This is a genomic window from Natrinema versiforme JCM 10478 (assembly GCF_000337195.1).
Lineage (GTDB): Archaea > Halobacteriota > Halobacteria > Halobacteriales > Natrialbaceae > Natrinema > Natrinema versiforme.
The window spans coordinates 51,775-74,062 of record NZ_AOID01000030.1 but is presented as its reverse complement, the minus strand read 5'-3'; the positions used below and the strand labels follow the sequence as shown (position 1 = coordinate 74,062).

Genomic DNA, 22,288 nt, shown 5'->3' with positions numbered 1-22,288 from the left:
TGCTCACCAATCGCGATGCAGAAATCCAGATTTTGGAGTAATACGGTCTTACGGGCCAACCAACGACAATGCTCCTGTCATATCAATCACTCTGAGATGGAGGATTCGGCTCGAGAAAACTAGTTCTTGTATACGCGCGACTCGAGATACCGCTCTAATTCACCGTGCACTTCCTCGAGCCACACATCGGCATCGGTGCTCGAGCGCCGAAGGATTGCCCCGATGAGTACCGTTTGGAGCGTCTCGGCGACGGCGTCCGGATCGCACTCCTGAAAGACGCCGGCATCGATCCCCGTGCGGAGAGCCGCCGCGAGCGACTCTTTGAACACGCGGTCGCTTCGGGTGAAGTGTGCTCGGTAGTCCGGGTCGTGAACCGCCTGCGCCCGGAGTTCGAGGACCGTCGTCAGGAACGCGTGCCAGTCGTTGTCGACATCCGTCGCGAACCACCAGTCGAGCATTTCCTCGAGTCGGTCCTGTGGATCGTCGACCCGTCCGCGACCGAGCTTGCCCTCGAAGTGCTCGAGCAGGTACTCGAGACACGCGATCACCAGCGCGTCCTTGTTCTCGTAGTGGTGATAGACGAGCGAGGGGCTCTGCTCGAGTTCGTCGCCGATCTTTTGCATTGTCAGGTCGGCGTAGCCGTGATTTCTGAGACAGCGGTAGGTGGCGGCCAGGATTTCCTCGCGCGTGTTCGCCGGATCCTCGAACACGCCGTCAGTCACGGTCGGTCACCTCGGCGTTGCACTGGGCTACGTCGAGTGTCGCTCGAACGCCCACGACGGAAACGAGCGATTCGATCGGAGTCATACCGGCCAATCGCATCCGGGTACCATAATGGGTTTGATTGAACGTTTATTCAAAAGAGTTATACCCCGTTCCTCCCAGACAGTAGTCAATGAGCGATTGTCATTCCGCCGAACATGATCCGTGGGAGGCGAAATCGTCGATCGACGCGTCGCCCGTGCTCGAGCGTCCTGACGGGTGGTCTCCGTGAATCGCGATCGAACTATCGCCCTCGTCCTCGCAGCCGTCACCGTCGTCGGGTTCATCGCCCCCTTCGGTGTCGCGGGTGCGCTGGCACAGCAGGCGAGCGGCGAGTTGACCCGCGGCGAACCGGACCTCGACGCCGTCGATTCGAATCCGGATGTCACGCCGGGAACCGAAGCCGCGCTCGAGGTCGAACTCGTCAATAACGGAGATCTTCACACCGGGGCCCAGGCCGATCGGGTGCTCACGGCCCGCGGCGTGACCGCCGAGATAGACGATGCCGGTCCCTTCGAGTCGGCCTCGGGCGAAGTAGCGGTCGGCCCGATTCAGGACGGTGCGATCGCGACGGCACCGCTCGCGATCGAAGTGCCCGAAGACGTCAACCCGGGAACGTACGAGATCGAGGTCGACGTCGAGTACTCCTACACGAACCGCGTCTCGGACGCCTCGAGCTCCCAACAGCGACTCACGAAGACCGAGACCATCGACTACCGAGTGACGGTTCCGGACGAACCACGCTTTACCGTCTCGAACGTCGCAACCGATGTCGCGCCCGGTGCAAGCGGGGACGTGACGATGGAGATCGAAAACACGGGAGCCAAAGCCGCGAATCACACGCGCGTCTCCGTCACCGGCTTCGGCGGCGTGACGATCGACGGCGGAACGAGCCAGAACGCTATCGGCGACCTCGCACCGAACGAGTCGACGACGACGACCGTCGAGGCGACGATGGCCGAGTCGACCGGCGCGGTGGACAAACCCATCGAGGTCGGGTTCACCTACGAGGACGGCTCCGGTATCGACCGGACTGCCGACGCCGTCCGAACGTCGCTGTCACCGACGGCCGAGCAATCGTTCTCGATCCGCAACCTCGAGGACACCCTCTCGGTCGGCTACGAGGGGAACGTAACTGGCGAAGTCGTCAACGACGGGCCGCGACCCGTCGACGACGCGGTGTTGATCGTCGAGCCGATGAGCGACTCGCTGTTCGTCGAGGACACGCGCTATGCGCTCCCCGAACTGAAACAGGGGGAAGCCGCGACGTTCGCCTATCCGACGGACGTCAGCGGGCAGGCCGATTCGGGAGCCCGGCAGCTCCGCTTTACCGTCGAGTACACCGGAAGCGGAGACACGACGCTGCAGGACGGCCCGATCTCCGAGCGGGTCGTCGTCGACGACCGAACCGACGAGTTCTCGATCAGCGACGACGGCGTGTCGGTCCGGCAGGGCGACTCGAGCGATCTCGTCCTCGAGATCACGAACGAGCGCCCGGAGACGCTGTCGAACATCGACGCCAGGCTCTACACCGATAGCCCCCTCGACGCGCCCGATGACGAGGCGTTCGTCGACGAACTCGAGCCGGGAGAGTCGGCCGAAATTCCCTTCGAGGTCTCGGCGTCGGGAGACGCGAGCGTCGAAACCCACCCCGTAGAGCTCGACTTCGAGTACGACACCGCACGCGGTGAGACGGTCCTCTCGGACGTCTACCAGCACCCGATCGAGGTCGAAGCCGGCGGCGATGACGGTGGCGGGTTCCCGTCGGCTATCGTCGGGATACTCGCTGCCCTCGCCGTGAGCGGTATCGGGGTCGGCCTCTGGTGGCGACAACACTAATCGATGCCGGACATCGACGAGATCCGCGACCGGGACGATGCCGCGGAGAGCGATCGCTCCCTTCCCGATCGACTCAATACGGCGATCACTGACCATCCGTGGCGGATCGTCCTCGCCTTTGCCGTCGTTACCGTCCTGTTCGTCGGCGGAATCGGCGGCGGGGGCGAGCAACAGGCCGGAACCGACCAGTTCACCGAGGGAATGGAAGAACAGCAGGCCCTCGAGGATATGCAAGCCGACTTCGAGCGGGAGGGTCGCGACGGCGGCGGCTCGACCGCGAGCCTGTTCATCGAGGAGCGCAACACCCTCTCGAAGCAGAGCCTCCTCCGGATGCTCGAGTTTCAGGAGCGGGCGGAAAACGATGCGGGGCTGCGAGTCGAGTCGTCGACGAGTCCGGCCTCGCTCGTCGCCCAACAACTCGATCCGGAGGCGGACACGCCCGAAACGCAGCGACGCGCCATCGAACGCGCCTCCCAGCGGCAGTTAGAGGGGGCGATCGCGGACGCCGATGAGGCCGCGGGGCTGCCGGTGAGTACGGACTTTACCCGGGAGTCGGCACAGGCAGATGTCGGCCAGATCGCGGTCACCTACGATACGCCGCCGAACGCTGACACGGACGACACGGCAGAACTCCAGTCGGAAACGGCCGCGGTAGCCAACGAGATCGACGGCTACCAAACGGGCGAGAACGTCGAGGTATTCGGCAGCGCGATCATCGAAGAGGAGATGCTGCAACTGCTCGGCGACACCGCGATCGTCGTCTTCCCGGCGGCGCTCGTGTTGATCCTGTTCTTCCTGATCGTCGCCTACCGCGACCCGGTCGATCTCGCCCTCGGGCTGGCCGCGCTGATGATGACGATGCTCTGGACGTTCGGGTTCATGGGCTATGCTGGCATTCCGTTCTCGGATATGATGATCACGGTCTTCCCGCTCTTGCTGGCCGTCGGGATCGACTTCGGGATTCACATCATCAACCGATACCGTGAGGAACGAGCGACCGGTGCGGCGATCGGCGACGCCATGGGTATCACGACGCGCCAGCTCACAGGTGCGTTCCTGATCGTCACGATGACGACCGTAATCGGATTCGCCTCGAACCTGACGAGTTCGATAGGCCAGCTCCGTGATTTCGGTATCGTCGCCGGGGTCGGTATCCTGTTTACCTTCCTCATCTTCGGCGTCTTCCTCCCGGCCGGGAAGGTCGGACTGGATCGACTCCGCGACGGGACTCGATTCCCGAAGTTCGGCACGAGCCCGATGGGGAACGAAGACTCCGTCCTCGGTCGGATCCTTCCGGTCGGGGTAACGCTCGCGCGGATCGCGCCCGCGATCATCCTCGTGAGCGCGCTCGTCTTCGGCGCGGCAGCGGCCGGCTACGGCACGGGCGTCGATTCGGAGTTCTCGCAGGAGGCGTTCTTCCCGGACGAGGATCGGATCGACCAGTATGAACGGCTTCCCGGACCGCTCGCACCCAGTCAGTACACGTTCATGACCGTACTCGACTACCTCGAGGAAGACTTCGATCAGGGGCTCGTGGGGTCGGTAACCGTCTACGTGGACGATCCGGACGTGAGATCGGCCGCCGGGCTCCGCGACATCGACCGGGCGCTTACCGATCCGCCCGAGACGTTCAAGGAAACCGATCGGCGCGCGGAGGCGGACAGCGTCGTCGGCACGATCGAGCAACGCAAGTCGTCCGACCCCGAGTTCGCAGCGACAGTCAGGCAAACTGACTCGGACAACGACGGGCTTCCGAATCGGGATATCGACCGGGTCTACGACGAACTGCTCGAAGAAGAGTCCGCCCAACAGTACGTCACGAGCGACCGTAGTTCGACCCGCATCGTCTATCAGGTCGACTCCGACGCCGACCAGACGGACGCGACCCACGCCGCCCAGGCGGTCGCAGACGAGATGGAGATGGACGCGACGGCGACGGGCGAGTTGGTGGTCAATCAGGCCGTCATCGACCGCATCGGCGACTCGGCGATCAAGAGTCTGGTCGTCGCGTTCCTCCTCACCGCGGTCTTCCTGATGCTGTCGTACTGGTGGCTCGAGGGACGGATGGTCTACGGCGTCATCAACCTCGTTCCGGTCCTCGTGACCGTCGCGATGCTGGCGGGCTCGATGCGCCTGTTCGACATCGCGCTGTCGCCGATCAACACCCCGATCCTGTCGATCTCGATCGGGCTCGGCGTCGACTACACGGTCCACTTCATGCACCGGTTCGTCGACGAATACGAGGCGGGAGCCGACGTCCACGAGGCGCTCCAGGTGACCGTCCGCGGCACCGGCGGTGCCCTGACCGGCAGTATGCTCACCACCGTCTGCGGACTCGGCGTGTTGTACCTCGCGTTGATCCCCATGATCATGGAGTTCGGACTCCTGCTCGCGCTGGGGATCTTCTACGCCTATCTCACGTCGATCCTCCTGCTTCCCTCGACGATCGTCGTCTGGGACCGCCTCGAGAGGCGATTCGGCCCGCTCGGGGAGATCCAGTGGCGGGAGTCGCTTCGATCTTTAGCGGGGCAGAACTAGGCGACTCGAGTCTAACGGCGGATCGATCCTCACTGCTCTCCGTTCTTCAACTCGCTCACTTTGACCTTAGAATAGACCACTGATAAATCCGACACCCATGATGATGAGGACGGTTGCGGAGAACGCCGGGAGGTACGGCGTGTACTGCTCGACTTTCTCCTCGGAGTGCTGATAGCCCGCAATCAACAGCATCGTCAGACTGACGATACCCACGATAACGGTGATGGCGTACGCACTCATGAGTTCGAGGCAGTAGTTCGACCCGGCACAGAGCGCGATAATCTCGAACTCCTCCTCGTGGGCGAATCCGAGGACGAATGCGAACCACGCGATACCGAGGAGGGTCCGGTCGGCGGCCTCGTCGTGGTCATCGTGGGAGTGAGAGTGCCCGCCGACGAGTGGGACGACGCTCTTCAGCCGAGAAATCAGTCCACCGTTATCGTGGTCGTGGCTGTGACCACGTGAATGGCCTCGTTCCCGCGAGCGACCGTGATGCACCTCCGAGTTGTGTTCGTGGTCATGCGAGTGTCCATGGTCGGAGTTGTGGTGATCGGAGTCGTGGTTAGCATCGTGGTTGCCGTGAGAATGTCCGTGAGAGTACTCACGAATGCCGAGCGCGATGAGTAAGACACCGGCCACGAGACTAACCGGTCCACCGATGTGAATGCCATCGAGAATCGGAATCGGCTCGTTGACTTGCGTGAGATCGAAGTACTCCTTCGCGTAGAAGAACGCTCCGACCATCGCAATACTGCTGACGAGATGGCCGACGCCGAGGATGAAACTCGCCGCGAACCCGTATGCCCACTTGTTCGTTCGGTCGAGCGCGTAGGATGCGGCAACGGGCCAGCCGTGACCCGGTTCGATGCCGTGAATGCCACCGAGTGCGACCGCCCCGAGGAGAAGCCCGAGCGAGTCACCGTGTAACATCTACGGCGAACTCCGCTGAGGACGCGAATAACGGTTTTTAATACCGGATCAGGGGAATCGTCATACGCGGACCCTCTTGTAGGAGAAAGACGAATCAGTAGCCGTGCGAACAAGTTTCAACATCCCAGACGAGGTAGTCGAGGAGTTCGACCGGGTGTGGACGGAACAGGGGATCGAAAATCGGTCGCGGGCCGTCCGAGAGGCGATGCTGGAGTATATCGAAGCCCATACTCGCCTCGAGGAGACAACTGAGGAGGTCGTTGCCCTCGTTGCTTTCGATTATCGCCACCACGAAGTGATACAGGAACTCCACGCCGTCCAGCACGGGTATCAGGACGTGATTCTCAATACGAGTCATACTCACCAAGGCGAGTGGTGTCTCGAATCACTATTCTGCCGAGGCGCTGCCGAGCGGGTCCGTGAACTGACGTACCGTCTCCGTGATTTCGATGACGTGCGCCGCGTGAAGGTGATGGTCATCCGTGATAGTGGGGTGTGAACTACCCCACCCTACTCAGCCGCTGGTGCGGCTTCGTTGAGGGTGGGGCTTCCTGTTTCGATGACGCGCTTTGCAGACATCGAATGAGTGTCCGTAGGGAGTGCAGTCTCCACAGGCGTGTCTTCGGGCCATCCCAGCCCTAGTTCAGAAAAGCCGCGCTGCAAGACGTTCAGCGCCGCATTCGCGTCCCNCGAATGAGTGTCCGTAGGGAGTGCAGTCTCCACAGGCGTGTCTTCGGGCCATCCCAGCCCTAGTTCAGAAAAGCCGCGCTGCAAGACGTTCAGCGCCGCATTCGCGTCCCGGTCACACTCGAACCCACACGACGGACAAGAGTGTTCTCGAACCCAGATGGGTTTCGCCGTCTCCACACCGCACTTCGCGCACTCCTTCGTCGTTCCTGCTGCTTCCACCTGAAGGACGTGACAGCTGTACAAGTCTGCCTTGTATTCGAGGAGCGTGATGAACTGTCGCCACGCCGCGTCCTGCTTATTGCGAGCGTTCTGTGACTGTTCCAGCATCCCCTTCACGTCCAAGTTTTCGACGAACACAGCATCGTACTCGCCGACGAGCCACGTCGTGATTTTGTGCTGGTAGTCCAGCACCTTCCGACGGATGTGTCGCTTGACCTTCGCCACTTCTCGGCGTTGCTTCTCGTAGTTGTTCGACCCTTGCTCTTTCCGCGAGAGCTTGCGTTGCTCGTGGCGGAGTCGGTCGTACTCGTCTTCGAGATCGAGCCAATCCACAGTCGTCCCGTCTGAGGTGTGAATGTAGTTGAGGATACCAAGGTCAAGACCCACGCTATTGCTCGTATTGAGTGAGTTCACGTCGGGTTTCTCGGTCAGGTCAGCGTCGTCGGTTTCCAGCCCGAAGGAGACGAACCAGTCGCCAGTTGTCTCCTTCTTGATGGTGACTTCTTTGATGTCGGCTTCGTCGGGGATTTCGCGGTGGTAGCGGATCGGGATGTCGCCGATTTTAGAGAGCCAGAGTGTCGCGCGTCGGCCACTCGTGTTTTTGAGTTCGAAGCCAGACTGCGAATACGTCATACTCTGGAATTCCGTTGGTGACTTCCACGTGAGCTTCCCGACCTTGCGTCCGTTTTGCTTCTGCTCGGAGAGTCCGTTGAGGTTCTGGTAGAACCGAGTGACGGTTCGTTGCAGTGCTTTAGAGTTTACTTCCGAGAAGATGGGGTATTCGTCTTTCCAGTTGGTGAGTCGGTAGTGGTGTTTGTACGCGGAACCGATGTCGTCGGCGTCCACGCTCTCGTACTCGTACAGGGTGTAGTTGTACGCTTGGCGATGAATGTCGATGTGAGAGTCCAGTACAGCCGCTACCTGTTGTGTCGGGTATGCGGGATAGCGGTGACTGTACTCCATCGCTATCCCTTGATTAGAGATGTGTTCACTTAATGGCTTGTACTGTCGTGCGGCGATTCATCCCCNGGGATAGCGGTGACTGTACTCCATCGCTATCCCTTGATTAGAGATGTGTTCACTTAATGGCTTGTACTGTCGTGCGGCGATTCATCCCCCCTACTCGCTCGCAATACTCGCTCCTTGAGGGAGGGGCATTCTCGCCTCAATTCTGGTAAATCCACGACCCAGCTACACAGCAATCGGAAGGCTTTCGACCGATACCGTCCGGTAGAAGCGGTAGTAAACCCGATTAGTGCTATACCTTATCACTTTTCTCGACCTTATTTAGATATATAATATTCAATATTCGAATATATGGAATACTGATGACTGTACCATTAATCGCCTACTGGTGGTAAGATTCTTTGTCTATGGCACCATAGTCATGGTCATGTCAGCAGAAACGGACGGGCAGGGGAGGCTGTACATCCCCAAAGACGTACGAGAAAAATACGGCGAAAAGTACCACATCGTTACGTACGAGGATAGAATCGAACTCGTTCCGGTTGCGGACGACCCGCTCACTGCAGTTCGGGAGGCAGCAGGCGAGTTACGTGACACGTCCAGCGACGATATTCGTGCGGACATCGAAGCAGAAGGGAAAGCTGAGGCCCGTGAGAAAGGGGACGATAGATGACGGTTTACGTCGAGACTGACTTTTTGCTTGCGCTCGCCAAAGACTCGGACTGGTTGCAGCAATCAGCAGAAGAAGCACTGGAGGAGTACGACGTAGAAACATCGGCGTTCTCCTATCTCGAACTCCTTCTCGCCCGTGAACGGTACGAGTTTGAGTACATCCCACTCGTGGCAAACCTGCTTGAGCTCGTCCCTGTCCGAGACGAGGAAGAGCGACAAATAGTTCTGAAGGCCGTCAACTACTACGACGAGGGAATGACGGCGTTCGATGCGTTCCACGCCGCGACTGCAGAAACACGTACGCTGAATGTGCTCTCATCGGAGAAAGAGTACGAAGACATTGAGGTGGAACGAGTCCCGCTCGAACCTACTGATGAATGATGTAGCAGCAATTATGTGGTGAGTTACCGATTCTCGCGTTTCTCGACCTTGTTCAGATAGATAAAATTCATGGTAGGAGTCACCGAGCACACCTATTGTGGGTAATAGTGGGCAACACTTATTCAGCAGTCGGTCCAAGTCGGTAACATGACGAAAGTAGATGCGCGGGACCTACGAACTAACGAGACCGACGACCGAGGCCGAATCTATCTCGGGACGGAATACGCAAACAAGCGTGTAACCGTCGCTGTCGTCGAAGTAGAATCTGATCATCCCGACGAGGACGAACTGGCTGCCGCGTATCGCGAGGCTTCTGAGAGTGCGGAAGAACTTGCGGACGAGTGGGATGAAGCGTCGGACGAAGCGTGGAGCGGGCTGGATGAATGAGCGAGGATACGGAGGTTCGTCGCGGTGACGTCGTTATCGTTCGCTTTGATCCAGCAGAAGGGCACGAGATGAAGAAAACTCGTCCTGCGGTAGTCGTCCAGAACGATGTTGGGAATAAGAATGCTAGTACGACTATCGTTGCACCTGCGACGGGGACATATCGGGGTTATCCGTTCGAGGTTCTTGTTGAAGCAGCGGAGTCGCCGTTCGAGAAAGATTCTTCCATTCGCCTCGATCAAATTCGTGTCGTCTCCATCGAAAAACGGATTCACTCGGTGCTTGGAAGTCTCGACCGAGAGTCAATGGAGACAGTGGACGAAGCGTTGAAACTGAGTCTCGGACTGGACTGACGTATCTGCTGTGATCAGTATAGGCGGAGAAGTGTGCACTCACCGCGAGCGAACGCAGTGAGTGAGCGGGCCGACGACCGACCCGCAGGGGAGGGAGGAGTGCTTTTCATCGAAGTTTTGCCGAGGGCGCGACTCCGTCGCGCCCGCAGCGCAAAAGTTCGGTTCGCACGTATAGTGTCCGCTGGCTCCGGTTATCGGTCCACAGCCCATACCCTTCGATACGAACTAACTGAACAACAACCGGACGATTTCTGAGGTCGAATCACGCGGTACACGCTCTCAAGAACTCGCTTAGTGCTATCTACTATCCCTTTGCTCTACCTTGTTCAAATGGATGAGATTCACCATATAGAGTGGAGAACCGAACTACCGATCAATCGTGCCGAGCGTGACCAGAATGCACACCCGTCACTGTTCTTGTGAAAACAGCAGCCGCAATTCTACGCGATAAGGTCACTTGGTTCCGGTTCCGTGATCGAGTAGTTCGCCGTCGAACATAGGCATCGTAGTGTCGAGGTCGTCAGCCAGATCAAGGCGAATCGTAATCAGTGTGTACAGCAGCCTGGCGTGAAGACTGTACGCGGAAATCGGGTCGCTAATCTCTGGTACGTCAAATCGATATCTGCTAGTCACCCCGAGAGTACATCACCGAGTTTGAGACCATCGATGGGCACTATTCACGTGTTTCAGTACCGAATTGGTGCTCCTCGGTTCGACAGGTTACTGCGTGGTCGAATCGTCGTGGTATCATACTGGTCTGGATATATTCCGTCCCGTCGGCGTAATCAACGCCAGGCTGGATATAGGGATACGGCCCATCCGCAGGGGTGTTCTGTGCGCCATCACCGACCGTTTCCACGAGGCCCATTACGTCGTACTCGACTGGCGAATGGGCGGCAAGATATTCTTCGATGATATCTACAGGAATCGTTCCAGACTCGACCCGAACGTTACGGAACGGGAACCCACAGCCACCGAGATCCCGGTCGGGATCGCCCGGTCGCCGGAACGTCGCAACACGATACGTCTCGCCAGCCTCGATCGGATCGCCATCCACACGCATCTCGACCAGTCGTCGCCCGCGCTTGGCAGTCGGGTCGAGGACGCACTCAACGTTCGAAGAATAGCTGCGGACGCGGCCATCCTCCTGGCCATAGACGTGGGGTGTGAAGTTGTTGAAAAGATACCGCTCCATGTGTGTCTGAAGCTGTTGTCCCCACGCGTCACCGATGGCGACCGGTGCCGTCATCGGGAAGACGGTGTAGAGGTCTCCGAGCGTGATCTCGCCGGCGGGAATCGCCTGTCCGTATCTGAACCCATGTGCCACCGCAAGATCGGTCTCGAAGTATTCCCGGAGTGCGTCGTTGAACAATGTGTTCCACGCACTCTCGAGGAACGACTGCCGGGAAAGCGGGCGATCAGTCTCGCCGACGACTGTATCGAGTGGCCGGTCGAGCGTCACGTCCCCGCGTTCGTGTACGGTATCGTCACCAAAGAAAGGAGCACGAACCTGTTTGATCGTCTCGCGTGTTTCCAGGTCGGGATCGGGTGTGTACTCGTGGCCCTCGACGAAGCAGTAGAGAACGTGCCGGAATGCCGCGCCCTCCGGGTCGAACCGAACGTCGATTCGTCCCAGCGCCTCCCCCATGCCTGATTCGACGACGACAGTACCGGTCTGCTCGATGACGATCGGGTCGTGCGTATACTCGTGGGTATGGGCACTGAGCATCAGGTCGATGCTCTCGAAGTCTTTGGCAGCCTGTACCATCCAGGGCAGACCGATTTCGGTCACCGCGACGACGAAGTCTGCGCCCTTGTTGCGGAGAGCCTTCGCAGCGTCGTCGAGGAGCTTCGGTGCCTTGTCGAACTGGTACTTCCCCTCGTGGAACGCAGGGGCCATCTGATCGATGTAGACGTTCGTCATACCGACGACACCGACGCTGATGCCGGCCCGCTCGAAGCAGATCGTCCCATCGTAGAGCAGTTCCCCGTCGTCGTTGCGGAGATTACACGCAAGAACCGGCGCATCGATCGCATCGAACAGTTCGCAGGCGCTTCCATCAGCAGCCGCTTCGTGTCCGAAATCCCAGTTTCCGGGGACGTAGACGTCCGGTTCGACGTGTTCGTTGAGCGGGTCGAGCATCACTTGCCCGTTCGTGTACGTCGTCTCGGCAGTCCCATGGAAGGTGTCACCGCTTGCGAGCGTCAGGAGGTCGCTGTCGCCACCCGACTGAAGTTCTGATAGCTTCGCGACGTGGGTCGCGATTCCACGGACTGGGCGAACCGTTTGGTCGCCGTCAAACTCGATATCAGGTCGAGAGTGAGGATTGTCGTAGTACACCTGATGGGACGGCCCGAGTTGCCCGTGCAGGTCTGTGAGATGCGCAAGCGTCAGGTCGGCCTCCCCGTCGGGGGCTGGGCGACCGTCGAACTGCCGCCAGTCACTCATGTACGACTCATCTATCATATCGTGTTGTTTGTGACCGCGCAGCAAGACATCTGGGATGTTCGTAGTATGTTATGCGTCTACCCGAGACCAGTTGAGCAACAATCAGAAAGAGATCTACAACCTAACCCTACGAGACAGACTCTGTATACTTTGTTTTGTTACCACTCTCTCTTTGTTCAACTTTGTTCAGATATCTTAAATCTATGCTGTAATCTCGTGAAAGTAAAGCCGTATCACAGACTTATTCCCCTAAATTCGAGATGGAGAGGGCGTCTGTAGACACTATATATAAATAGAGATACTCCCGCTCTACAGGCGGTCGTTCCGATCGACTAGAGTGTGTCGAATGAGTCGATCACGTCGCTTGTCGAATGTGTCTCGACGAGATTTTGTTTGTCGAAGTCGGTATCATCGCTCCAGATGGCTGCATCACTGGCGAGAGCACAGGCGGCGTACAGCACGTCGTCCGGATCAGTTTCACCGATCGCTGCTTCGGCCTCTTCGATGTGCGGATAGAACTCGTCGGCGGGGACGACCTCGATGTACTGAAACAGGAGGTCGACGAACTGGGCGACTCGCTCTGGACTCATACCGGACTTCTCGACGATCAAATCCGTGTAGTTCTCGATCTCGTCGTAGACGAATTCGGGCGTCAGGAGGTCGGGTTCGAGTGTGACGATGAGTTTACGGGTTTTCGAGTCAGCGATGAGCGCGGAGATGACGACGTTGGCATCGACGACCAGCTTCATTCGTTGAGGCTACTCTGACTCCTCTTCGACGCGCTCGCGTGCGCTATCGTTGATTTTGTCGGCGATATCGGCGACGTCGCTCTCAGTGAGTTCACTCCCGGACGTGAGTTCGTCCATCACTTCAAGTGTCTCTATTTTTTCCTGGATGGCCTGTCGGGTAACCTCACTCCAGTTGATTTCCGGGTGTCTCTCCATCCGGTCTTTGAGGTCGTCGTCGACGTTGACGGTGATACTGGGCATACAGGAAACTATGTGTACACGGAATATTGTGCCTTTGGGTTGGGACACAGCAGCAAGAACAGATCGCTAGCTTCGTGGTGCTCCTCTCATCGATACTGAGCGGGGGCTCTGGCGGTGTTGTTGGAACGTCTTCAATACGGATGCGTATCCGGTCTTCCGGCTGCTCACCGACTCCAATCGAACGCGAAGGATACCTCAAAAACGAATTTTAAATTGCTACTTGAGGGATAGAACGCCTAAGGAGTGCGTCTTGAGCCTCACCGACTCTCTCTTTGTTCGACCTTGTTCAGTTCGATCAACAGCCGGAAGATCGCCTTGACCAGATTCGCGTCGACATCGAACTGTTCGGCGTTGTCGCCCGCCCGGTCCATGACCTGCTGTTCCTGTTTCTCGTCGGTCGTTGGCAGTCCCTGTTCGTCTTTGACCGCCGCGATCGTATCCGCGACGTACGTTCGCTGGGCGATCAGTTCGACGATCTCCTGATCGATCGTCCGAATCTCCTCGCGCAGTTCGTCGAGGTTCATCTCCTCCGGCGTGCGTTCCTCCTCGTCGATTCCACCGTCGGTCGCCGCGTCCGTTGGCTCTCGAGTCATGTCGTTTGGGTACCGTCCGTCCGCGTTTGCAGTAATCGTGTCGTTCCGTCGCGCTCGGCCCAGCGTTGCTCGACCGCCTCGAGTGTCTCTTGCTCCCCGACGGCGACGTAGCTCGGCCCGGTTCCGGACAGCGAGACGCCGGCGACGTCGGGCATGGCGTCGACCATCGGCCCGGTCGGGAACTCGAGTGCGGCCGCGAAGGCGAAGCCGTTGACGGTCATCGCCTCGGCGTAGCGGCCGTCGAGTGCGAGTTCCTCGACGAGTCGGGCCATCGGCGCGATCCGCTCGCAGGCCGACACGTCCGCATCGGCGCTGTAGGACTGTTCCGGCGGGGTGTAGACCAACGCCGTCCAGTCGATCTCCTCGCGAGCGAGCAACGCGTCGGTCGCGTTGTCGGTCACCGTCACGCCGCCGAGCATACTCGCGCTGGCATCGTCGAACGCGCCGGTGGCGGTGACGCCGGCGTCGCGAGCGGCCCGGACGCCGAGTCGGCAGGCCTCGATCCGCTCGACCGAATCGGCGACCTCGAGGGCATCGAGCGTCGCGAGCACCGTCGCGTTGGCCGCGGCGCTGGAACTCTTCAGGCCGGCGGCCATCGGGATCTCGCTTTCGGTGCGGACGCGAGCGCCCACATCCGTCTCGTCCAATCCGGCCGCGTCGGCGTACTCCGAGACCGTCAGTTCGACACAGCGCTCGATGAGCGTCGCGTCGGCGTCGGGCCGGCCGGCGATGTCGCCGACGATCTCACTGTCGCTCGTGAGTTCGACGGTTGCCGTCGTCTCGAGGTCGATCGCAAAGGCCGACCCCGTACCGGTCGCAAGTGCGTTGAGTACCGTCCCGGCTGCGGGGGCGACAGCACGGCCATCCATACCACAAGCGACTCAGAGCGCGTATTTACGGCTGACGGTCTCGGCGAATCGGGCGATCGGGCGTTTCGGTCCGCGGGCGACGGCAACCGTGCCGAGCGGACGGCAGACGAACCGGCGACTGGAACACACCGCTTTTCCCCGATCCGACCGAACGAACGCACATGAGCGCGCGCAACAACGTCGCCCCCAGCACGATCGGCGTCGATTTCGTCGACGGTGGCGTGGTCGTCGAGTACCACGACGGCCGGGAGGTATTCTACCACGGGCCGCCCGAACCCGTCGAGGGGCCCCTCTCGACCCCGCCAGGCAAGGAGGTCCACGTTCTCGTCACCGACCCCGACGGCGTCGAGGGCGTCATGACCTACGTCAACGACCGGAACACCCACGACGACATCCTCGAGACGACCGGCGTCGGCCGCGTGATGCTCGATCGCGACGACGAGGAGGAACTGTTTCCGGGCGTGACCGTCGCGACGGAGGCCTATTCGATCCGCGTCGACGCCGACCTCTCGCTCGTCGACGGTCGCGTCTTCGTCTTCGCCGAGGACGAGATGAGCGAACACGCCTACGAACTCGTCGAGAGCGCCGACTGATGCCGCTGCAAAAACCCTGGCGGGACCTCGAGCGAGAGACTGTCGCCGCCGCACCGGACCGACCCGGCGTCTACGAACTCGGCGACGGATCGGGGACGGTGCTCGCGGTCGACCACGGCGTCCTCCGGGACGAACTCAAGACTGCGCTGGCCTACGGCGACGGCGACCGCGTCCGCTGGACGGAGACCCACACGCTCGAGGGAGCGCGCGAACTCGCGGCCGAACACCGCGAGCGACTCGAGTGAGCGGCTCGCGGGGGTGAGAGCGGGGTCGGAGCCGATCAGGCGATCGACTTACTGAATGTAGGTCGGATCGGAGCCGTCACACCGCTGCTCGTGTTCCGTCGCGTCCGACTGCTCGTCGAAGAGGAGCCCGCAGCTCTCGCACTCGTACCAGGTCGTGTCGTCGCGTTCTGTCTGGACGACCATGCTAGACGGTGGAACACGGACGATAAAAGGCGTTTCTCCGGTCCCTGCAGCCGAACCCGACGAACTCCCTTGAACCGGTCCTCAGGCGTCGAGTTCGGTCAACTCTTCGACGTCCGGAATCGCCTCGCTCGCGCTGGTGATCTGTTGCATGCGCTGTTCGTGTTTCGTGTACGCATAGTCGGCCAGATCGGACGGGCTCGGCCCGGGCCCCGCCTCGGTGCTGGCCCCCTCATCGCCGGCCAGGCTCTCTTGGACGAGCGGCACCAGTTCGTCGATCGTCTCGCGGAGCAGGTCGGGGTCGACCTCGCCCTCGCTGACGAGCGACTTGAGTTTCGCCATCCCGAAGCCGACGTGGCGTCCCTCGTCGCTGCGGACCAGTTTGAGTCCTTCGACCAGTCCCGGGAGGTCGGGCAGGTCGGGTTCGTTCTCACCGTAGGCGAGGGTGAGTCCGTAGTAACCGGTCTGGGCCAGGATCCCCTCGATGGTCAGGTGGTAGTGACAGTAGGCCCTCGCGCGGTTGTCCGGCGTGTCCTCCTCGAGGAGTCGTGCCATCGCCTGCTCGTTGCGCTCGAACAGTTCGTCGTAGGGCTCGTTGAACCACGCCTCGTCGGTCGGCGACGTGAGATCCTGCCCGCGCCGCTGCTCTTCGGGACGGACCACGTCGCGCCAGTAGCGGTCGAAGAAGTCGGTGTGTTTGGACTCCTCGTAAAGCTGCGTCGTGATGAACATCTGATCGCCGATGTCCTCGAGGACGACCGCAAGCGGCGCGAGGTCCTCGGTCACCGATTCTTCGCCCGCGCCGAACAGCGCAAGCGACTGCTTGAGCCCCCGAAAGGCGGGCTCGGGGAGGTCGGCGACTCCCTCGCGGTCCGCCTCGAGATCGACCTCGTGTGGGTCCCAGTGTTTTTCGACCGCGTTGCGGTAGTAGTTGTACGATCGAACCGTCGTCTCGAGTTGCAGTGGTGGCTGGTCGTCGGATCCCATTCGTACCCGAACATATGCGCCGATCGCCGATCAACCTGTATCTAACTCATAAGGGTGCTTAACTGCGGTCGCACGAAAGGGAACATATGGGCCTCATCGCGGAGTTCCAGCTCAACTCCCCGGATCTGCCGTTGACGGACGCGGTAGCGGCCGCTCCGGACGTGACGCTCTACATCGAACGGATCCTCGTCGTCGACCCCGACCGGCCGGTCGTTCTCTGCAGGACCACGGGAGCCGCCGAGGGCTTTGCCGCGGCACTCGCGTCCGATCCGACGGTCGAGACCTCTCGACGAATAGACGAGCGAGCCGAGGGCGCGATGTATCGGATCAGGCTCCGGGACCCGCCGCTCCCGATCTATCGGAAGTACATCGAACTCGGAACGACGCCGCTGGGCGGGATCGTGACCGTCGACGGCTGGTGGGCGCGGGCGCGGTTTCCGGACCGGGAAGCGCTCGCGGAGTACCGGGCGTTCTGTACGGACCGAGGCGGTACCTTCAAACTCGAGCAGCTCACCCGGGAGTCGTCATCGGACGACCCACCGTTCGGCCTCACCAGCGAGCAGTACGAGGCGCTGGTCGCGGCTCGCGAGGCGGGCTACTTCGAGGTTCCGCGGGCGGCGTCAACCGAGGATATCGGCGACCGGTTGGGGATTTCAGCCCCTTCGGCCTCCGAACGGCTGCGACGCGGCATTGATCGGCTCCTCGAGAACGCTCTCTGAGCCGTGAGAGACTGGACTCGAGATCTGTCTCGGTAGTCGAACCAGGCTCCCGATGGTTTCGACCGCCAGCGACGGGACAATTCTCAAGGCGACTGACGCGAAAGGAACGCGTATGAGTTCGTCGGAATCGGACGGCGTGACGCTGTCGGTTCGGGCCGCGGAGAAGGGAGACGCCGGCCGGGGCGTCGCGCGGATCCCCGAACCGGCGCGGCGACAGCTCGGTATTCTCAGCGGCGATACCGTCGTGATCGAGGGCGACGAGACGACCGTCGCCAAGATGTGGCCCGCAGACCAGTCGGTCTCCGAGAACGCGGTCCAGATCGACGGCGATACGCGGGCCAACGCCGGTGTCCACGTCGGCGACACCGTCTCTGTCAGGGCGAAAGACAAGTCGACCATCACCGATGCAGATCGGGTCACGCTGGTCGCGCCGCCGGGACTCCCCGATCGCCAGCGGCGAGCCGCCGAGAGCGAAGCGACGGAAAAGTTGCGCAACCGGCCGGTTCGCGCCGGCGAACAGGTCCGGATCGAAGGGATCGACCAGCAGCCGTTCAGGGTGACCGACACGGACCCGGACGGCGACGTTCGCATTACCGACGCGACGACGATCCAGATCGTCGACGCCGAAGTCGGAGCGGGCGATACCGCGACCGCAAGCGGCTCCGGAGCCGGCGGCCGCAGCCGCGACCGGCAATCGGGCGAATCGACGGGAACATTGACCGAGACCGACTCCGGCTCCGAGGTCGCGGCCGACGAGCCCGAACCCAGTCCGAGTTCCGGGGTCACCTACGAGGATATCGGCGGGTTAGACGAGGAACTCGAGCAGGTCCGCGAGATGATCGAACTCCCGCTGTCGGAGCCAGAACTGTTCCGGCGGCTCGGCGTCGAACCGCCGTCGGGTGTCCTGCTGTACGGCCCGCCGGGCACAGGAAAAACGCTGATCGCCCGTGCAGTCGCCAACGAGGTCGACGCCCGTTTCGAGACGATCTCCGGGCCGGAGATCATGTCGAAGTACAAAGGAGAGAGCGAGGAGCGGCTCCGCGACGTGTTCGAAACGGCGGAAGCGAACGCGCCGACGATCATCTTCTTCGACGAAATCGACTCGATCGCCGGCACCCGCGACGACGAGGGCGATGCCGAAAACCGGATCGTCGGCCAACTGTTGACTCTGATGGACGGCCTCGACGCCCGCGGCGAGGTCATCGTCATCGGCGCGACCAACCGCGTCGACGCGATCGATCCCGCGCTCCGCCGGGGCGGCCGCTTCGACCGCGAGATCCAGATCGGCGTCCCCGACGAGGAGGGTCGCCGGGAGATCCTCGAGGTACACACCCGCGGCATGCCGCTTTCTGACGACGTAGATATCGACGCGATCGCGCGGCGAACCCACGGTTTCGTCGGGGCGGATCTAGACGCTGTCGCGAGCGAGGCCGCGATGGCTGCGATCCGCGATCGGCCGACCGATACCGACGAGCAGCGAGTGTGGAACCGGAACCCGACAGTGCGGAAGACACACTTCGATACCGCGCTCGCGTCCGTCGAACCCTCGGCCATGCGCGAATACGTCGCCGAGTCACCGACCACCGATTTCTCCGACGTCGGCGGATTAGAGGCGGCCAAACAGACGCTCCGCGAGTCGGTCGAGTGGCCGCTGACCTACGACCGGCTCTTCGAGGAGACGAACACCGATCCGCCGTCGGGCGTCCTCCTGTACGGCCCGCCCGGAACCGGAAAAACGCTGCTCGCACGCGCGCTCGCGGGCGAAACCGACGTTAATTTCGTCCGCGTCGACGGCCCCGAAATCGTCGATCGCTACGTCGGCGAGAGCGAGAAGGCGATCCGCGAGGTGTTCGAACGCGCCCGGCAGTCGGCCCCGTCGATCGTCTTCTTCGACGAGATCGATGCCATCGCGGCCGCTCGAGGCGACGGCCACGAGGTCACCGAGCGCGTCGTCTCGCAGCTCCTGACCGAACTCGACGGGATGCGCGAAAATCCCAACCTCGTCGTGTTGGCCGCGACCAACCGCAAGGACCAGATCGATCCCGCACTGCTCCGCCCCGGCCGGCTCGACACCCACGTCTTCGTCGGCGAGCCGGATCTCGAGGCCCGCGAGAAGATCCTCGCGGTCCACGCACAGGGGAAACCACTCAGTGACGATCTCGAGATCACCGACCTCGCGGCCGAACTCGAGGGCTACACCGGGGCCGACCTCAAGGCCCTGATCAGGAACGCCTCGATGCGGGCGATCCGCGAGGTCGCGAACGAATACGATCCCGAGACGGCAAACGAGAAGGCGTCGACGGTCCGCATCGAACGCCACCATATCGAGGCCGCTCGAGACGAGACGGATGTAGCGTGAATCGGAGCTAACACCGTGGTTCGACACCCGTCGCTCCGCCGCCGCTCAATTCTCGATCCGGTCCGCCGCTTGATTCCCTTTATTCGCCGATAGCGGTTCCAGTTCGGTGGGAATTCCCATGACGAAGAGCTGATCCCCGTCTTGTACCGTCTCGTTCTCGTCCGGAAACGGGATCACGTCGTCGTCATGCACCGCGACGAGGACGGTGCCCGAGAGCCAGCCGACGAACTCGTTGTCGACCGGGTCGCCGTCCGCAACTGTCACCGAGCACACCGTCTCGTCGGCGGCACGGAGCACGGAGACGAACCCGTAGCCGTCGTCCGGCGGCTCAGATCGCGTCGTCAGCCGATACCTCGAGTCGGGCTCGAACTCGAACCCGTCGACGGCGTCGGCGTCGACGGTGATCGTCGCGACATCCCCTGTTGCGGCTCGCAGCGTTCCAGTCGAGACGAGCTGGCTCGAGTCTCCCTCGTCCTCGACCGTCCACACCTCGATCGGATCACCGGCGCTGGCGGTCGGCGACGGGTTGGCGCGGATCGCGGTGGCGGCGGTGCCGTCCGGCAGGGTCGACCCGAGCCCGGTCCGCCGTCGACCGACCGCGAGGCGATCGATACCCTCGTCGTCTCCGACCGTGATCGAGACGTGGTCGATATCGTAATCCCGCTCGAGACGTCTCGCAAGCCGCGATCGGAGCGCCGATACGTCGCGGTACTGCGGAACTAGCACCGTCCGCCCGGCGAGGTCGCGTTTGGTCGCCGCGTCGGCGGCCGGATAGCCGTCGATATCGTCGACTCGCTCGGGTAACTCGACCGGCGTCGGTCGCCGGGCCGACCGGACGAGTGACGCGCCCTCGCCGGCGGCCGCCAGTCGATCGATATCGAAGGCGTCGCGGGCGAACCGGTCGCCGATCCGACGCCCGCCCTCGGCGGTTCCCGCGCTGATAGCGACCGCACTGAGGAAGTACGCGGCGGTCGCGTGATGGGCCAGCGGCGTCCCGTCGATGATCGTCGCGTGCCCGAGACCGACCGCGTTGAGCCAGCCCGCGACGACGGCGAGGCCGGCGAAGACGCCGACGCCGACCGGGGCGACTCGAGCGCTGGCGGCGCGGTAGCCGAACGCGACGATCGTCGCCGTGATGCCGGCGAGCAAGGCGAACCCGAGAACGTTGATCAGTGCCGTTTCGGTCCACTCGGTCACGACCGCCTGCAAAACGACGACTCCCGTCACGACCTCACCTCCGTCTCCGCGATCGTGTTCGAGTCCAGTTCCGAGTCGCGGGTCGCGTCGAGCGCTCGTTTCACCGTCGTCCGCTTGCCGACGACGAACGCGTCGTCCCCGTCCTCGAGATCCTCCCCGTCGGGGTCGACGGTCCACGTTTCGCGGTCGGCAATGGTCTCCGCACTCGTCGCGGCAGTTCCGTCAGTATCGGTCTCAATCTCGTTGCGACGGGTCGCAGCGAGGATGTGGAGATCGTCATCGTTCACACCCGCTCCCGACTCGAGGGCGGCCTCGATCGCTCCGACGGGAGCGCGCCGAATCGAGTAGTCGGCCCGCTCGAGTCGGGAGATCGCCTCGCGGTCGGCGTCCGTCCCGCCGGCGGGAACGACGATTCGAGCGCGATCGGCGGCGAGCAACGCGTCGGCGCGGCCCGACGGAACCGCGACGGTAACACGCCCGTCGCCACCGGCCGTTTCGGCGGTCGGTCGCGTTCTCCCGGCGAACCGCGTGCCGAGATCGACTTCCGGTTCGGCCTCGGTTCGGCCGGAGGGACGGGCCGAGTCACTTCGATCGGTGCTCAGAACCGTTCCCCGAACTACGTCGTCCGAAACGTGAACCGCGACGTCGTCGCCGGGTGCCAGTCCCGCGGGCAGGAGAGCGCCGACCGAGACGGCCCGCCACCCGTCGGGAACCGCCGTCGAATCGCCACCCGAGGGCGGTGCCGCGGCGACGGTTGCCCGACCGCGGCCGTCGATCGACACCGAGACCGCGGCCAGTCCGTACTTGGTTCGAAGCCGCGTCTCGAGTCGGGTCTCGAGTGCCGAGAGCGGGAGGTCGGCGGGCAGCCGCCACGAATCCGCCTCGAGCGTCGCTTGAAGGTCGGGCGAGAGCGACGGGTAGCCATCGATATCGCGAATCTCCCCCGTCGTTTGGATCGTCACTTGCCCCGTCGCATCGATCGAATCGATAGCTTCGGCAGCGAGGGCCCGTCGTCGGAGGACCGGCCGTTCGATCCCGATCGGCAACTCCGCTGCGGCGCGTTCGCCTTGACTGACGGCGTACACTGCGAGGAGACAGACCGCGGCAGCCCCGATCGCCAGTCGCGCTGGTGATCGTGTGCCGGTCTCGAGTACACCCGCGGCGGCGGCGTTGAGTCCAGTCAGCGACAGCGCGATCGCGACGGTGCCGGGCCACGGAAGCGTCGATCCGCGATGGTGAAATGCGGCCCCGAGGAGACCGACGACGATCGCGGGGCCGATGCCGAAGACCAGCCCGAACGCCAGTCCGGTGATGAGTTCGGTCGTCGTCCCGATCATGGTCGCTCGAGCCCACGGTGATGGTGCGTTCTGCATC

At 62.0% G+C, this 22,288-nt stretch carries 23 protein-coding genes; 11 read left to right on the top strand and 12 right to left on the bottom strand.

Translation table 11 applies throughout. The features are described from left to right. Positions 1-119: 119 nt before the first annotated feature. Positions 120-722 carry a TetR/AcrR family transcriptional regulator gene (locus C489_RS10975; RefSeq protein WP_006431322.1) on the bottom strand — a complete coding sequence of 201 codons (603 nt, stop codon included), beginning with the start codon at positions 720-722 and terminating at the stop codon, positions 120-122. 259 nt (positions 723-981) lie between these two features. On the opposite strand from C489_RS10975, the gene C489_RS10970 reads away from it, so the two are divergent. Then, the gene (locus tag C489_RS10970) at positions 982-2,601 is read left to right on the top strand and encodes a COG1361 S-layer family protein (protein ID WP_006431320.1); all 1,620 of its coding nucleotides are present in this window, start codon (positions 982-984) and stop codon (positions 2,599-2,601) included. Between the two features lie 3 nt (positions 2,602-2,604). Continuing rightward, positions 2,605-5,139, top strand: coding sequence for an efflux RND transporter permease subunit (locus C489_RS10965; RefSeq protein WP_006431318.1), 2,535 nt, complete (start codon positions 2,605-2,607; stop codon positions 5,137-5,139). Positions 5,140-5,205: 66 nt separating this feature from the next. Here the strand turns inward: C489_RS10965 and C489_RS10960 are convergent, their stop codons facing one another. Beyond that, positions 5,206-6,069 (bottom strand): FKBP-type peptidyl-prolyl cis-trans isomerase, encoded by an 864-nt coding sequence (locus C489_RS10960; RefSeq protein WP_006431317.1) that lies wholly within the window; start codon positions 6,067-6,069, stop codon positions 5,206-5,208. A gap of 103 nt (positions 6,070-6,172) precedes the next feature. Here C489_RS10960 and C489_RS10955 point away from each other — a divergent pair, with 103 nt between their 5' ends. Next, on the top strand, positions 6,173-6,568 hold the full coding sequence (locus C489_RS10955) for a CopG family ribbon-helix-helix protein (protein ID WP_006431316.1): 396 nt from the start codon (positions 6,173-6,175) through the stop codon (positions 6,566-6,568). An 11-nt stretch (positions 6,569-6,579) separates the two neighbouring features. On the opposite strand, the gene C489_RS10950 is transcribed toward C489_RS10955, so the two are convergent. Then, a complete protein-coding gene (locus C489_RS10950; protein ID WP_006431315.1) occupies positions 6,580-7,941 on the bottom strand; it encodes an RNA-guided endonuclease InsQ/TnpB family protein in 1,362 nt (453 codons plus the stop codon). A 430-nt stretch (positions 7,942-8,371) separates the two neighbouring features. Here C489_RS10950 and C489_RS10945 point away from each other — a divergent pair, with 430 nt between their 5' ends. The 4 genes from C489_RS10945 (at position 8,372) to C489_RS10930 (ending at position 9,734) form a co-directional block, all read left to right on the top strand. Further along, a complete protein-coding gene (locus C489_RS10945) occupies positions 8,372-8,617 on the top strand; it encodes a hypothetical protein (RefSeq protein WP_049890793.1) in 246 nt (81 codons plus the stop codon). Next, entirely contained in the window at positions 8,614-8,997 is a 384-nt protein-coding gene (locus C489_RS10940; RefSeq protein ID WP_006431313.1) for a PIN domain-containing protein, read from the top strand. The genes C489_RS10945 and C489_RS10940 overlap by 4 nt, the downstream gene beginning before the upstream one ends. A 147-nt stretch (positions 8,998-9,144) precedes the next feature. Beyond that, positions 9,145-9,384, top strand: a complete 240-nt coding sequence (locus C489_RS10935; RefSeq protein WP_006431312.1) for a hypothetical protein — start codon at positions 9,145-9,147, stop codon at positions 9,382-9,384. Further along, positions 9,381-9,734: a type II toxin-antitoxin system PemK/MazF family toxin gene (locus tag C489_RS10930; RefSeq protein WP_006431311.1), complete on the top strand. Its 354-nt coding sequence runs from the start codon at positions 9,381-9,383 to the stop codon at positions 9,732-9,734. The genes C489_RS10935 and C489_RS10930 overlap by 4 nt, the downstream gene beginning before the upstream one ends. Positions 9,735-10,407: 673 nt before the next feature. On the opposite strand, the gene C489_RS10920 is transcribed toward C489_RS10930, so the two are convergent. The 5 genes from C489_RS10920 to C489_RS10900 form a co-directional block, all read right to left on the bottom strand. Next, positions 10,408-12,201 carry a bifunctional metallophosphatase/5'-nucleotidase gene (locus tag C489_RS10920; RefSeq protein ID WP_049890787.1) on the bottom strand — a complete coding sequence of 598 codons (1,794 nt, stop codon included), beginning with the start codon at positions 12,199-12,201 and terminating at the stop codon, positions 10,408-10,410. Positions 12,202-12,515: 314 nt separating this feature from the next. After that, positions 12,516-12,932, bottom strand: coding sequence for a PIN domain-containing protein (locus tag C489_RS10915; protein WP_006431309.1), 417 nt, complete (start codon positions 12,930-12,932; stop codon positions 12,516-12,518). A 9-nt stretch (positions 12,933-12,941) separates the two neighbouring features. Then, complete coding sequence (locus C489_RS10910; RefSeq protein ID WP_006431308.1) at positions 12,942-13,172, bottom strand: hypothetical protein; 231 nt, start codon at positions 13,170-13,172, stop codon at positions 12,942-12,944. A 257-nt stretch (positions 13,173-13,429) separates the two neighbouring features. Then, positions 13,430-13,765, bottom strand: a complete 336-nt coding sequence (locus C489_RS10905; protein WP_006431307.1) for a chorismate mutase — start codon at positions 13,763-13,765, stop codon at positions 13,430-13,432. After that, complete coding sequence (locus C489_RS10900) at positions 13,762-14,634, bottom strand: shikimate kinase (protein ID WP_006431306.1); 873 nt, start codon at positions 14,632-14,634, stop codon at positions 13,762-13,764. The genes C489_RS10905 and C489_RS10900 overlap by 4 nt, the downstream gene beginning before the upstream one ends. A gap of 161 nt (positions 14,635-14,795) precedes the next feature. On the opposite strand from C489_RS10900, the gene C489_RS10895 reads away from it, so the two are divergent. Then, positions 14,796-15,227 (top strand): DUF5796 family protein, encoded by a 432-nt coding sequence (locus tag C489_RS10895; RefSeq protein WP_006431305.1) that lies wholly within the window; start codon positions 14,796-14,798, stop codon positions 15,225-15,227. After that, positions 15,227-15,472: a DUF7508 domain-containing protein gene (locus tag C489_RS10890; RefSeq protein WP_006431304.1), complete on the top strand. Its 246-nt coding sequence runs from the start codon at positions 15,227-15,229 to the stop codon at positions 15,470-15,472. Before C489_RS10895 ends, C489_RS10890 begins: the two co-directional genes overlap by 1 nt. Positions 15,473-15,520: 48 nt before the next feature. Here C489_RS10890 and C489_RS22880 read toward each other — a convergent pair whose 3' ends face one another. After that, positions 15,521-15,655 (bottom strand): DUF7128 family protein, encoded by a 135-nt coding sequence (locus C489_RS22880; protein WP_006431303.1) that lies wholly within the window; start codon positions 15,653-15,655, stop codon positions 15,521-15,523. A gap of 81 nt (positions 15,656-15,736) precedes the next feature. Next, a complete protein-coding gene (locus C489_RS10880; RefSeq protein WP_006431302.1) occupies positions 15,737-16,639 on the bottom strand; it encodes a ribonucleotide-diphosphate reductase subunit beta in 903 nt (300 codons plus the stop codon). Positions 16,640-16,725: 86 nt separating this feature from the next. Between C489_RS10880 and C489_RS10875 the strand changes: the two genes are divergently transcribed. Next, positions 16,726-17,358 (top strand): helix-turn-helix domain-containing protein, encoded by a 633-nt coding sequence (locus tag C489_RS10875; protein WP_006431301.1) that lies wholly within the window; start codon positions 16,726-16,728, stop codon positions 17,356-17,358. A gap of 112 nt (positions 17,359-17,470) precedes the next feature. Then, positions 17,471-19,717: an AAA family ATPase gene (locus C489_RS10870; protein ID WP_049890792.1), complete on the top strand. Its 2,247-nt coding sequence runs from the start codon at positions 17,471-17,473 to the stop codon at positions 19,715-19,717. 45 nt (positions 19,718-19,762) lie between these two features. Here C489_RS10870 and C489_RS10865 read toward each other — a convergent pair whose 3' ends face one another. Then, positions 19,763-20,944, bottom strand: coding sequence for a TrkA C-terminal domain-containing protein (locus C489_RS10865; protein WP_006431299.1), 1,182 nt, complete (start codon positions 20,942-20,944; stop codon positions 19,763-19,765). Beyond that, a complete protein-coding gene (locus C489_RS10860) occupies positions 20,941-22,287 on the bottom strand; it encodes a hypothetical protein (RefSeq protein WP_239642050.1) in 1,347 nt (448 codons plus the stop codon). The genes C489_RS10865 and C489_RS10860 overlap by 4 nt, the downstream gene beginning before the upstream one ends. Position 22,288 lies beyond the last annotated feature (1 nt).